The organism is Caballeronia sp. ATUFL_F1_KS39 (genome assembly GCF_023630985.1).
Taxonomy (GTDB): Bacteria; Pseudomonadota; Gammaproteobacteria; order Burkholderiales; family Burkholderiaceae; genus Caballeronia; species Caballeronia zhejiangensis.
Genome location: NZ_JALQDZ010000035.1, coordinates 72,433 through 84,519, shown reverse-complemented (window position 1 = coordinate 84,519; position 12,087 = coordinate 72,433). Strand labels below are relative to the sequence as shown.

The window sequence follows — 12,087 nt, the reverse complement described above, 5'->3', positions numbered from 1 at the left end:
ATCCCTATGAATTTCGATTTCCTGCCCGATCCGCTGCCGCATCTGCTCGCCATTCATCCGTGGGCGCAAACAGTCGCGGGTCTCGTCGCGCTCGCGCTGATCGCGCTCTTCGTGCAATGGGTCGTGGCCCGCATCGTGCTCCATGTCGCGCATCGCCTGCTCGTGCTCGCGGGGCATCAGAAGTGGGACCGCGCGTTCATCAAGCATCGCGCTTATCACCGGCTCTGGTATGCGGTGCCGTTCGCGACGGTCGCGCTCGGCATCGACGAAGTGCCGCGCATCGGTCACTGGGCGACGATCATCGGCCGCGTCGCGCACGGCGGCGCGTGGATCTGCATGTTCTTCGCCGCGGGCAGCGCGCTGTCCGCGTGGCAGGACGTTTATGCGGAAAGCAAGGAAGCGCAGACACGCTCGATCAAAGGCTACATCCAGATCGGCAAGCTCGGACTCGCGCTCGTATGCGGCGTGCTCGTCCTGTCGATACTGATCGACCGTTCGCCGCTCTGGATGCTCTCCGGTCTCGGCGCGCTCTCGGCCGTGCTGCTGCTCGTGTTCAAGGACACCTTGCTGTCGCTCGTCGCGAGCACGCAACTGACGTCGAACGACATGCTGCGCATCGGCGACTGGATCGAAATGCCGCAAGCCGCCGCCGATGGCTTCGTGAAGGACATCGCGCTGCACACCGTCAAGGTGCAGAACTGGGACAACACCGTGACCACGGTGCCGACCTACAAGCTCTTTTCGGAGAGCTATCGCAACTATCGGCACATGTTCGAATCGGGCGGGCGGCGCATCAAGCGGACGATGCGTATCGACGCGCAATGCGTGCGCTTTCTCACCGAGGAAGAGACTGCGCGCCTGAAACGCTTTCGCCTGCTGCACGATTATCTGGAACAGAAGCAGACCGAGGTGGAGCAAACCAACCGCAATCTCGGCGAACTCGCGAACGAGCCCGCGAACCGGCGGCGGCTCACGAACATCGGCACGTTCCGCGCGTACGGGCTTGCGTTTTTGCAGCGCCATCCGGAGATTCGCCAGGACATGGCGATCATGGTGCGAATGATGGAGCCGCAATCGGACGGCATCCCTGTCGAGGTTTATTGCTTCACCGCGACGACCGCGTGGACGCAATACGAGCGCATTCAGGGCGACGTCTTCGATCATCTGCTCTCGATCCTTCCCGAGATGGGCCTGCGGCTTTATCAGGCGCCGTCGGGCAGCGACTTCTCGGGCGTCGCGGGCCGCCTGCGCGGCGAAATGCCGATGCTGTGACGCGCGCAGGATTCGCCGTCGAAAAGAATCAGGCAAGAATCCGCCATTTTTGTGTATTCACGTTGACGCTTCCCGTCCGTACGATTCAACCATCGCCGATGCGCCTTTTTTCCGCGGTTTCGCAGCCGCGGTGAAGTCGTTTTTTCTCGCGCATCGCCATTCAATCGTCATAAAAGGAAAACTCAACGTGATCGATCGCGTCCATGCCATGCGTGTCTTTACGCGTGTCGTCGATACGAACAGTTTCACGCGCGCCGCCGAGTCGCTCGGCATGCCGCGCGCGAGTGTTTCGACGACCGTGCAACAACTCGAAGCGCTAGTCGGCGTGCAATTGCTCGCACGCACGACGCGGCGCCTGAATCTCACCGTCGACGGCGCCGCTTATTACGAGCGCTGCGCGCAAATTCTCGCCGATATCGACGAGCTCGAATCCGGTTTCGGCGCGGGCGAAGAGCGCCTGCGCGGACGGCTGCGCGTCGAAATGCCGGATACCGTCGCGACGTCGATCGTCGTGCCCGCGCTGCCGGAGTTCCACGCGCGCTATCCGCAGATCGAACTGTCGATCGGCATCGGCAATCGCAATGTGGATCTCGTCGGCGAAGGCGTCGATTGCAGCGTGCAGCTCGGCGAATTGCCCGATTCCGGATTGATCGCGCGCCGGCTCGGCATGCTCGAACAGGTGACGTGCGCGAGTCCCGCGTATCTGGAGAAGCACGGCACGCCGGAAACGCTCGACGAGCTCGCGCAGCACGTCGCGGTGAACTGTCTTGCGGAGAAAAGCGGGCGCCCGGCCGATTTCGATTTCGCTGTCGACGGCGAAGCCGTCACGATGAAGATGCGCGGTTTCGTTCAGGTCGCGGACGAGCACGCGTACCTCGCGTGCGGCGTCGAAGGGCTCGGGCTCATTCAGCCGCTGCGGATCGCGGCGCAGCCTTATCTGCGCTCGGGACAGTTGCGCGAAGTGCTGCCGCAATGGAAATCGCCGCCGCTCAAGGTGTCGGTGGCGTTCCTGAAGAGCCGTCAGGCGACGCCGCGCGTATCCGCGTTCGTCGACTGGCTCGCGACGCTCTTCGAGCGTTCGCAACAGATCGACGATACGTTGACGAGCCTGTATCGCTCGGCGCAGCGGCGCGGTTCCTCGCGGCGGGACCGGCCGGAGGAAGAAACCGCCGACGCGTGATATTCGCGTCGCGCTATCGCACGGGCGTGGCTGCGTTCGCGCCCACGACCGTGTTCCACTTGCGCACTTCCCAACGCTCCACCAGCCCGTTCGTCACGTAAGGATCGTTCTTCGCGAAATCTTCGGCGGCGGCGGGCGATTCGCTGTGAAACAGCAGCATCGCGCGATCGGTGGGTGCATCGAGCGCCCCGGCGAGCACGATTTCGCCCCGTTCGACCGCCGCCCACGCGAGCGCCAGATGTTCATCGCGAAACTGCGCGCGGCGCTCCAGATAGTCAGACCGAAGTTCGTAAATCAACAGGTAGTGCATCGCCATCTCCTTTGGTGCGAACAGTGCCGGATTTATCAAGCTAGTTTGTCCTATTTCCGAAAATAAAACCAAGAGTTCAATCGGAAGGCTCTGATCGCCTTGCGATCCCGTATCGAAGATCATGAGCGGATACTTGTAAAGGACTCTGCCATGAACCGCGATCAACCTCCCTGCAATATGTGCGCGAAGCACGATTGCCGCTCGTGCGCGTGGACGTCGCCGCTCGACGCTTCGTATCGCACGCTCATCCAGTCTCATTCCATGCTGTCGCTCGTCGCGCTTTCCGTGAAAAGCGCGGAAACCGCGCCCGCCGAACCGTCGTGGCTCGGCATCGCCTGCAAGCGGATTCTCAAATTTTTCTCGCAAATGAGCCCGCTTGCACGCTAAAAAAAGCGTAAGGCAAGTCGCATCGAAGCACCGTTTTTGTAAAGAAGTTTGCACGATTCTTTTTAGGATAACTGTGCATATAGAATCCGCTGCGCTTCTGCGCTTGCGTTAAGCGCTCATGTAGAAAGGAAATTCAGTCGATGAGCATCAATCTGGTCCAGGCGGTCAACGCCGCGATCTCGGAAAACGTCGCGGAGCAGTTGTCGCAGCAGTTCGGCATACCTGGGCAAATGGTCCGGCAACTCGCGGCGCGCATCGCGCCCGGACTCGTCGCCTCGCTCATGGACCGGGCGACGCTCGTGCCCGGCTCGCAGTCGGTCTACGCCGTCATCATGCAGCCGGAGACCAACGCCTACATCGCGGAACAGTTCTCAAAGCTGATCGCCACCACCGGCGGGCTCAAGCAGCTCGAAACCACCGGGCACTCGCTTGCCGCGCTCGCGACGGGCCAGCGTGTCGATGCCCTGACCGACGCCGTCTCGGCAGAAACCGGCGTTCCGACGCAAGCGACGTCGGCGCTCGCCGGCATCGTGGCGGCCGTGCTGTTCGGCGTCATGAAACGCCACTTCCTGCTTGCACAGTGGGGACTGCCGCAGGTGCCCAAGCTCCTGCGCGATCAGGTCGGCGAGATCAATTCGTCGATGTCGAACGCGGTCGCGACGGCCATCGGCGTTGGCAACACCGAAGGCTTCACCAGTTGCATCACGCCGCGCCTCGATACCGTCGCATCGAGCCTCGAACCGCGCATCGACGGCGACGTCGCGGTGGCGCTTGCGCCCGAACCCGTCGTGAAAGCCGTCACGCAAAGCGCCCCGGCGCCCAAGCCCGCGCCGTCCTTGCCCCCCTCGCCGCCGCCGATGCGCGCACCGGTTCGCAAGCCGGCGGAGAAGCGTTCGAACAAGTGGATCTGGCTGCTTTTCGCTGTGTTGGCCGTCATCCTCGCGCTCGTCTATTACCGTGGCTTCACGCATGGCGAAAGCGTCGATCTGAGCGCCGCGCCAGCCACGCAGCCGGTCGCCGATGCGTCGACGCAGGCTTCCTCCGCGACGCCATCGGTCTCGCCGGTCAGCGATGAAACGCCGGCCGTGTCATCCATCGATGCGTCAGCCAACACGGCGGCGGCACCGCAATCGGCCTCGGCAATGAAAGCCGCGCCGGCTTCATGGAAAGACGCGCAGTTGCTGTTCAGCGTCAACTCGGCGGGCGTCCCGGCGATCGAGGCGACGGTCGGCACCGAAGCAGAGAAGAAGCATCTCATCGACGCATTGACGGCTCGCTTCGGCAAAGCCTACACGGCTGATATTTCCGTCGTTGCCGAAACACGCCCGGCAGCCTGGCTTTCGCGTCTGAGCGACTTCTTCCCGCTCATGGCCGTGCCCGGCGCGGAAGCCAAGATCACCGGCTCGAAGGTGGAACTGAGCGGCGCGGCCGCAAACGCGAAGCTCGGCTGGGTCGATAGGATGAGAAGCGCGCTCGGCGGCATGTTCCAGGTCGCGGCGTTCGACGTGGACGGCGCGGTCGCCACGGCGACACGATCCTTTCGCAGCGCGCTAAAGAGCCTGCTCGCCACGGACACGCCTTGCTCCGGCGACAAGCTGACGCGCGTGCTCGACCTTCAGGTTGTTAATTTCGAGCGTTCGAGTGCGCAGGTGCCGGAAAGCGCCTACGCCACGCTCGGCGAGACGGCGCAACTGCTCAAGAACTGCGCAGCCAAGGGTTCGATGGTCAATCTCGAAATCGCGGGTTATTCGGATGCCCAGGGCGGAGCGGCGGCCAAGCTGGAAGTGTCAAAGGAACGCGCTCAGGCGGTCCGAGGCTTCCTCGTGCGTAACGGCGTGCCGCCGCAATCGCTCACGGCAGCGGGCTACGGCGACGCCAATCCGATCGCCGACAACGATACTGCCAGCGGACGTTTCGCGAATCGCCGAATCGAGTTCGTCGTCAGAAAGGGCTGAGCGCCGCTTCGACTCGCAAGATTTCTTCAAACGCCGTCGCACGAAAGCGCGACGGCGTTTCTATTTGTGCCCGCGCCATGCGCGCTCTGCAGCCGATTCAGTTCGGCTTGGCGAAATCGTTCTCGGCCCAGCGTTCGGCGCTCGCCTTGCTGAGCTTGAACGCCGGCGACACACGCGCGAACGCGAGCTGCGCGCCGTACGCATCGAAGGCTTTGAGATTGGCGTAGGGATCGTCTTCATCCGGAACGATCTCCAGCGTGACGGTGATGTCCTCACCCCGCACGTCGATGGTGACGTTCTTGTTCAACATCGCATGACGTTGCTGTTCATGGCGACGCAACACTTCCGACGCCGTCTTGACGAGCGTGCGGAACGCGCCTGCATCGAGCGGCTTCGGATTTTTCTTGTCGCGGCCCATTGTCCACGGGCCGACGAGCGCGGGTTCCGCCTCGCCCGCCTGAATCATCTCGACGGCCCAGCCGTCGTCGTCCTCGTTCTTGATGACGCGCGCGGTCCAGCCGTCGTCGCGCCAGAGGCGGTCTTCGTGGATGGCTTCGTCGGTGGAGGGGAATTCGGAATCGGTCATATCGTAGCAACGCATGCAGAGAGGCAATGCGACGAATTTTACCTTGGGGCGGGACGCGGCATCGTTCGTGCTCCACGGGTTAGCCGAACGGCCAGTGTCATACCCAAACGCATTGCGCCGTGCTACTTTGGATGTACCGGATCGTCCGGAATCCTTCCGCAAACGCAATCAAAACGCCGTAAAACTTAGTCAAGGAGCGACCGCATGCTTGCATTTATCGGTACTTTGATCGTCGGACTCGTCGTCGGTCTCATCGCACGCGCACTGAAGCCGGGCGACGACAGCATGGGCTGGATCATGACCATCGTCCTCGGCATCGCCGGATCGCTGATCGCGGGGTACGTCGGCCGGGCGCTCGGCTGGTATCAGCCGGGACAACCGGCGGGTTGGATCGCCTCGGTGATCGGCGCAATCATCCTGCTCGTCGTCTGGGGAATGATCCGCAAGCGCACGTAACGCCGCGCCTCATCGTTTCTTTTCTTGGTGAAACGCCTCGTTCCGGTTCGGACGAGGCGTTTGTTTCATCGGGCGATGCGCTCGATATCGACCTCCGCACCGCCCCGCACGACGCGGTTCGGGAGCGGGCCACCGAGCCAGTACGAAAGCTCGGCCGGCCTGCCGATGCGCCAGGCGACGAAATCGGCGGTCTTGCCCGCTTCGAGCGATCCGTGCGTCGCGTGCAAGCCGAGCGCCTTTGCCGCATGCAAGGTCACGCCGGCGAGCGCTTCTTCGGGCGTCAGGCGAAAGAGCGTGCAGGCCATGTTGAGCATCATGCGCAGCGAAAGCGCGGGCGACGTTCCCGGATTCAGATCGCTCGCGAGCGCGATCGGCACACGATGCCGCCGCAGTGCGTCGATGGGCGGCAACTGCGTTTCACGCAACATGTAAAACGCGCCCGGCAAAAGCACGGCGACGGTGCCGGATTGCGCCATCGCGATGGCGTCGTCCTCGGTCATGTATTCGAGATGATCCGCCGACAACGCCCGATACCGCGCCGCCAGCGACGATCCATGCAAGGACGACAACTGCTCCGCGTGCACTTTGACTGGCACGCCGAGATCGCGCGCGCATCGGAACACGCGCTCGACTTGCTCCGTGGAGAACGCGATGTGCTCGCAAAACGCATCGACCGCATCGACCAGGCCTTCTTCGACGAGCGCTGGCAGCATCTCATCGCAGATATGGGCGATATAGTCATCCGCGCGATTCGCGTACTCGGGTGGCAACGCGTGCGCGGCGAGGCAGGTCGCGCGCACGGTCAGCGGCAGCGCTTCGCCGAGACGACGCGCGACGGCGAGCATCTTCCGCTCGTTCGCGAGATCGAGCCCGTAGCCTGACTTCACTTCGAGCGTGGTCACGCCTTCGCGCAGCAGGCCGAGCGCGCGCGTTTTCGCCGCTTTGAACAGCGCGTCTTCGCTGGCTTCGCGCGTCGCGCGCACCGTACTCGCGATGCCGCCGCCGCGCGCCGCGATCTCCGCGTAGCTCACGCCTTCGAGCCGCTCCTCGAATTCGCCGCTGCGATCGCCGCCGAAAACCAGATGCGTGTGACAGTCGATCAGACCCGGCGTCACCCACGCGCCATCGAGTTCGACACGTTCGCACTCGCCGATATCCGGCGCGGCCGCGCGCGGTCCGATCCACTCGATGCGCGCGCCATCGGTCAGGATCGCCGCGTCGTCGATGACCGAATACTTGCCGCCGGCCATCGTCGCGGCGTGGCAGTGTTGCCAGAGCTTTTTCATCGCTTGTCGATCATCGGCAGATCGAGGCCTTGATCGCGCGCGCATTCGATCGCGATGTCGTAACCGGCATCGGCATGGCGCATGACGCCCGTCGCCGGATCGTTGTGCAGCACGCGCGCGATGCGTGCATCGGCTTCACGACTCCCGTCGCAGACGATCACGACGCCCGCGTGCTGCGAAAAGCCCATGCCGACGCCGCCGCCGTGGTGGATCGACACCCACGTCGCGCCGCTCGCCGTGTTCAGCAGCGCGTTGAGCAGCGGCCAGTCGGACACGGCGTCCGAGCCGTCCTGCATCGCTTCGGTTTCGCGATTCGGGCTCGCGACGGAGCCGGAATCGAGATGATCGCGGCCGATCACGACCGGCGCCGACAATTCGCCGTTGCGCACCATCTCGTTGAACGCCAGGCCGAGCTTCGCGCGCAGCCCGAGGCCGACCCAGCAGATGCGCGCCGGCAAGCCCTGAAAACTGATCCGCTCACGCGCCATGTCGAGCCAGCGATGCAGATGCGCGTCATCGGCGATGATCTCCTTCACCTTCGCATCGGTCTTGTAGATGTCCTCGGGATTGCCCGAGAGCGCGGCCCAGCGGAACGGCCCGACGCCGCGGCAGAAGAGCGGCCGGATATACGCCGGCACGAAGCCCGGGAAGTCGAACGCGTTCTCGACGCCCTCTTCCTTGGCCATCTGGCGGATGTTGTTGCCGTAGTCGAAGGTCGGCACGCCCTGGTCGCGGAACGCGAGCATCGCGCGGACGTGCTCCGCCATCGATTGCTTCGCGGCCCTCACGGTCGCCGCGGGATCGCTTTGCGCGCGATCGCGATATTGCGCCCACGTCCAGCCTTTCGGCAGATAGCCATTGAGCGGATCGTGCGCGCTGGTCTGATCGGTGACCAAGTCCGGCCGAACGCCGCGACGCACGAGTTCGGGCAGCACGTCCGCCGCGTTCGCGCACAGTGCGATGGAGATCGCGCGGCCTTCGGACGTGTAGCGCCGGATGCGCGCGAGGGCGTCGTCGAGATCGGTCGCCTGTTCGTCGACGTAACGCGTCTTCAGACGGAAATCGATGCGGCTCTGCTGACATTCGATGTTCAGCGAACACGCGAGCGCGAGCGTCGCCGCGAGCGGCTGCGCGCCGCCCATGCCGCCGAGACCGGCGGTAAGCACCCAGCGGCCTTTGAGATCGCCGCCGTAATGCTGTCGCCCGGCCTCGACGAAGGTTTCATACGTGCCCTGCACGATGCCCTGACTGCCGATATAGATCCAGCTTCCAGCGGTCATCTGGCCGTACATCGCGAGACCTTTCGCGTCGAGCTCGTTGAAGTGCTCCCAGTTCGCCCAGTGCGGCACGAGGTTCGAATTCGCGATCAGCACGCGCGGCGCGTTTTCGTGCGTCTTGAACACGCCGACTGGCTTGCCCGACTGGACGAGCAGCGTCTCGTCCGCTTCCAGACGCTTCAGCGTTTCGACGATCTTGTCGTAGCACGCCCAGTCGCGCGCCGCCCGGCCGATGCCGCCGTACACGACCAGTTCCTTCGGATTCTCGGCCACTTCGGGATCGAGATTGTTCATCAACATGCGCAGCGGCGCTTCGGTCAGCCAGCTCTTTGCGCTGAGTTGCGTGCCGCGCGGCGCGCGGATCTCGGTGTCGCGAAAACGGGAAGTCGAAGTCACGGATTGCTCCTGCGCATCAAGAAGTGAGTGTGGACAGACGCGAACGACAACCCGCGTCGAGTTCACTTCATCTTCTTGTATATACAACTTACGTTGTATTAGGGGAATCCCGAGGCTTCCCATTCGAGCGATGTCGCTCCTTGTCTAGACAATCTTCACGGCAGGGGAAGCCCGCTGTCGCGTTTGACTTCACGCAGCGAGAGCATCGATTCCACGGCGGTGACGCCCGGCAAAGTCCGCAGCACGTCGCGCATGAAGATGCCGTATTCGTCGAGATCGCGCGCGATGATCTGAAGCAGATAATCCGCCGTCCCTGAAATGTTGTGGCACGACACGATGCGGGCAATGCCCTGAATTTCGCGCTCGAAGCGATCCGAGAGCGCGCGGTCGTGCACGCTGAAGCGCACCTGCGCGAACGCGACGACGCCCAGTTCCAGCGCCTTGCGCGACAGCACGGCGCGATAGCCGTCGATGAATCCCTCGCTTTCGAGACGCCTGAGACGGCGCGCGCACGGCGTTTCGCTCAGGCCGACGCGCTCGGCCAGTTTCGCGACGGGCATGCGGCCGTCGTGTTGGAGCGCAGCAAGCATCGCGCGATCGATGCGGTCGATTTCAGTCATGGTGCTATCCCCTTTAAACTCTTCTAATTTTAGAGGAAAGCTGCAAACCGACTCGCAAAATCGCCTCAAAAGACCATAAATCGCTCTTTCCGAAGTGGCACGATAAAGCCTTCTGAACAGGAGCGCATCATGGTTTCGGCACACTTGCTTTGGGTTTTCGTCGGCGCGCTCGCGGTCGTCTACGCGCTGCCCGGACCGGACATGGCGCTCGTGCTGCAGACGAGCGGCACGCGCGGATTCCGCCACGGACTCGCCGTCGCCGCCGGTCTCGCCACGGCACGCGCGACGCACGTCACGCTGTCGGCGCTCGGCGTTGCAGCGCTTTTGCGCAGCGCGCCGTGGCTTTACGACGGCGTGCGTATCGCGGGTGGCCTATATCTCTCGTACGTGGCGATCCAGATCTTCCGCTCGCCCGCTTTCGGACTCGAAGCCGCATCCGGACACACTGCATCCACGCTGCGCTCTGCCTACACGAAAGGCATTCTGAGCAGCATCCTCAATCCGAAGGCGCTGCTGTTCTGCTCCGTGCTGCTGCCGCAATTCGTGCGGCCGGAGACGGGGCCGGTCTGGTCGCAAGTGGTGGAATTGGGCGTCGTGCTGGTCGTTGTCGGCGTCGCGTTCGACCTGACGCTCGCGGCGGGCGCGGTGCGTATTTCCGGCTGGCTGCGCCGTCATCCGAAAGCGCAGACGGTGCAGCGCTGGACGTTCTCCGCGGCGCTGCTCGCATTCGCGGCGCGCCTTTCGCTCGAATGATTCAGACGTCGAGCGGCTTCAGAAAGAGCTCGTGCTTCGGCGCGAAGTGCGCGTAAAGCGGCAGGATCGCGCCGCCCATCGCGCGGGCGTCGGGGCCGATCTGCCCTTCGACGAGACGCGGCCGCGTCATGCCTTGCCAGTCGAAGTTGCCGAGCGCCGCATCGGTGCGGCCAATGACTTCGCGCAGCAGATTCCGGTCGATTTCACCGTCGATCACCACGGCTTCGAGATCGAGCAATGCAGCCGACGACGCGATGCCCGTCGCGATCGCGGGACACGTCTCGCGCATCCACGCTTCCGACAGCGCGCGCCACTCCGGCGACCACGCGCGCTCATCGTGCGCCGCGGCGGCCGGCGCGCCCGCCGCGGCGAGCGCCTTTTCCAGCACGTACACCGACGCCGTGTTGAGCAACTGCCCGGCGCGCTTGCCTTTGCCTCCGCCGACGAGCGGCAGCGATCCGATCGCGCCCGCATTCCCGCCCGGTCCCGCGTGCAATCGGCCATCGATGACAAGCCCGCCGCCGATGAACGTCCCGATGAACACATACAGGAAATCGCGCAGCCCGCGCCCCTGGCCCATCACGAGTTCGGCGGCGCACGCGGCGGTCGTGTCCTTCGCGAATTCGACCGGCAGCGCGGTCATCGCTTCGATGCGCGCGCGGATGTCGATGTCGTCCCACGCCGCGAGCGCGTCGGGCGGCGTGTCGAAGAAATCGCGCCAGCCGCCGATCCACAACGGCGCCGCGACACCGATGCCCGCGATCTTGCGCGCGTCGTCGCCGAGCGCGGCGGTGACGCGCGCGAGCCGCTCTTCCAGCGCGGGAAACAGCGTATGCGGATCCGGATACGGATACTCCAGCGTTTCGCGCGTGCGCACGTTGCCGGCGAAGTCCATCGACAGCACGTCGAGGCTGCGCCGCCCCACTTTCACACCGATGGAAAACGCGCCGTCCGCGCGCAGCGAAATCGGCACCGACGGTTGCCCGATGCGCCCGCGCACGCGCGAACGCGGCTCTTTAGCGAGCAGGCCGTCTTCGATCAGATGATCGACGATCAGCGAAACCGTCTGCATCGACAGGCGCGTCATGCGCGCGACATCGGCCTTCGGCAGCGCGCCATGCAGGCGGATTGCCTGCAAGACGATGCGCTCGTTGAACTGGCGCATGCCCAGTTGATTCGAGCCGATGGAGTGCATCGAAGCTTTGTGCGCGGGCCGCTCAGACATCGGCGCGTGCCTCGTGGCGCGAGCGTGCGCGCCGTGAGCGATTCATGTGTTTGTCCCCGCTGGATTAATTCGAGTCCTTTTATTTAAACATCCGCGCCGAATTTTTTCCGGATTTTTAGTCGGTTATGTTCGGGAGAGCGTCATCGCCGATCAACCTCGTCTTATCGAAAACATGAGCACCCTGGAAGCCCTTCACGCGATCGTCAACGACGAAAACGCGCCGCAAATCATTCGCGATCACATCGTCGATTCTTTGCAGTTCGCGCTGCGCAACCATCCCGGCTATTTCACGCGCAAGGAGATTCAATGGCTCGCGCAATGGGAAGACACGCGCATTCCCATCGCGGCGGCGAAGATTTTGAACGAGATGAAGACGGCTTGACG

13 protein-coding genes are annotated in these 12,087 nt (G+C 63.8%); 7 read left to right on the top strand and 6 right to left on the bottom strand.

Annotated features, from left to right (window positions below):
* Nucleotides 1-6: 6 nt before the first annotated feature.
* On the top strand, nucleotides 7-1,272 hold the full coding sequence (locus tag NCR93_RS15485) for a mechanosensitive ion channel family protein (RefSeq protein WP_008353740.1): 1,266 nt from the start codon (nucleotides 7-9) through the stop codon (nucleotides 1,270-1,272).
* Nucleotides 1,273-1,459: 187 nt separating this feature from the next.
* Entirely contained in the window at nucleotides 1,460-2,452 is a 993-nt protein-coding gene (locus tag NCR93_RS15480) for a LysR family transcriptional regulator (RefSeq protein WP_033536340.1), read from the top strand.
* 13 nt (nucleotides 2,453-2,465) lie between these two features.
* Here the strand turns inward: NCR93_RS15480 and NCR93_RS15475 are convergent, their stop codons facing one another.
* Nucleotides 2,466-2,762, bottom strand: a complete 297-nt coding sequence (locus tag NCR93_RS15475) for a YciI-like protein (RefSeq protein WP_008353742.1) — start codon at nucleotides 2,760-2,762, stop codon at nucleotides 2,466-2,468.
* Nucleotides 2,763-2,912: 150 nt separating this feature from the next.
* Between NCR93_RS15475 and NCR93_RS15470 the strand changes: the two genes are divergently transcribed.
* Nucleotides 2,913-3,149 carry a hypothetical protein gene (locus NCR93_RS15470; RefSeq protein ID WP_008353743.1) on the top strand — a complete coding sequence of 79 codons (237 nt, stop codon included), beginning with the start codon at nucleotides 2,913-2,915 and terminating at the stop codon, nucleotides 3,147-3,149.
* A 140-nt stretch (nucleotides 3,150-3,289) separates the two neighbouring features.
* A complete protein-coding gene (locus tag NCR93_RS15465) occupies nucleotides 3,290-5,104 on the top strand; it encodes an OmpA family protein (protein WP_175979153.1) in 1,815 nt (604 codons plus the stop codon).
* Nucleotides 5,105-5,201: 97 nt separating this feature from the next.
* Here NCR93_RS15465 and NCR93_RS15460 read toward each other — a convergent pair whose 3' ends face one another.
* Nucleotides 5,202-5,690: a hypothetical protein gene (locus NCR93_RS15460; protein ID WP_175979152.1), complete on the bottom strand. Its 489-nt coding sequence runs from the start codon at nucleotides 5,688-5,690 to the stop codon at nucleotides 5,202-5,204.
* Between the two features lie 204 nt (nucleotides 5,691-5,894).
* Here NCR93_RS15460 and NCR93_RS15455 point away from each other — a divergent pair, with 204 nt between their 5' ends.
* Nucleotides 5,895-6,146 carry a GlsB/YeaQ/YmgE family stress response membrane protein gene (locus NCR93_RS15455; RefSeq protein WP_008353746.1) on the top strand — a complete coding sequence of 84 codons (252 nt, stop codon included), beginning with the start codon at nucleotides 5,895-5,897 and terminating at the stop codon, nucleotides 6,144-6,146.
* A 65-nt stretch (nucleotides 6,147-6,211) separates the two neighbouring features.
* Here NCR93_RS15455 and hutI read toward each other — a convergent pair whose 3' ends face one another.
* From hutI to NCR93_RS15440, 3 genes are all read right to left on the bottom strand, one after another.
* Nucleotides 6,212-7,432: an imidazolonepropionase gene (hutI, locus tag NCR93_RS15450; protein ID WP_175979151.1), complete on the bottom strand. Its 1,221-nt coding sequence runs from the start codon at nucleotides 7,430-7,432 to the stop codon at nucleotides 6,212-6,214.
* Nucleotides 7,429-9,105, bottom strand: a complete 1,677-nt coding sequence (gene hutU, locus NCR93_RS15445) for a urocanate hydratase (RefSeq protein WP_175979150.1) — start codon at nucleotides 9,103-9,105, stop codon at nucleotides 7,429-7,431. The genes hutI and hutU overlap by 4 nt, the downstream gene beginning before the upstream one ends.
* A 155-nt stretch (nucleotides 9,106-9,260) precedes the next feature.
* Nucleotides 9,261-9,725, bottom strand: coding sequence for an Lrp/AsnC family transcriptional regulator (locus NCR93_RS15440; protein WP_008353751.1), 465 nt, complete (start codon nucleotides 9,723-9,725; stop codon nucleotides 9,261-9,263).
* A 129-nt stretch (nucleotides 9,726-9,854) separates the two neighbouring features.
* On the opposite strand from NCR93_RS15440, the gene NCR93_RS15435 reads away from it, so the two are divergent.
* Entirely contained in the window at nucleotides 9,855-10,478 is a 624-nt protein-coding gene (locus NCR93_RS15435; RefSeq protein ID WP_175979149.1) for a LysE family translocator, read from the top strand.
* 1 nt (nucleotide 10,479) lies between these two features.
* Here NCR93_RS15435 and NCR93_RS15430 read toward each other — a convergent pair whose 3' ends face one another.
* Nucleotides 10,480-11,703 (bottom strand): ROK family transcriptional regulator, encoded by a 1,224-nt coding sequence (locus NCR93_RS15430; protein WP_175979148.1) that lies wholly within the window; start codon nucleotides 11,701-11,703, stop codon nucleotides 10,480-10,482.
* A 172-nt stretch (nucleotides 11,704-11,875) separates the two neighbouring features.
* On the opposite strand from NCR93_RS15430, the gene NCR93_RS15425 reads away from it, so the two are divergent.
* Entirely contained in the window at nucleotides 11,876-12,085 is a 210-nt protein-coding gene (locus tag NCR93_RS15425; protein WP_008353754.1) for a hypothetical protein, read from the top strand.
* The last annotated feature ends 2 nt before the right edge of the window (nucleotides 12,086-12,087 follow it).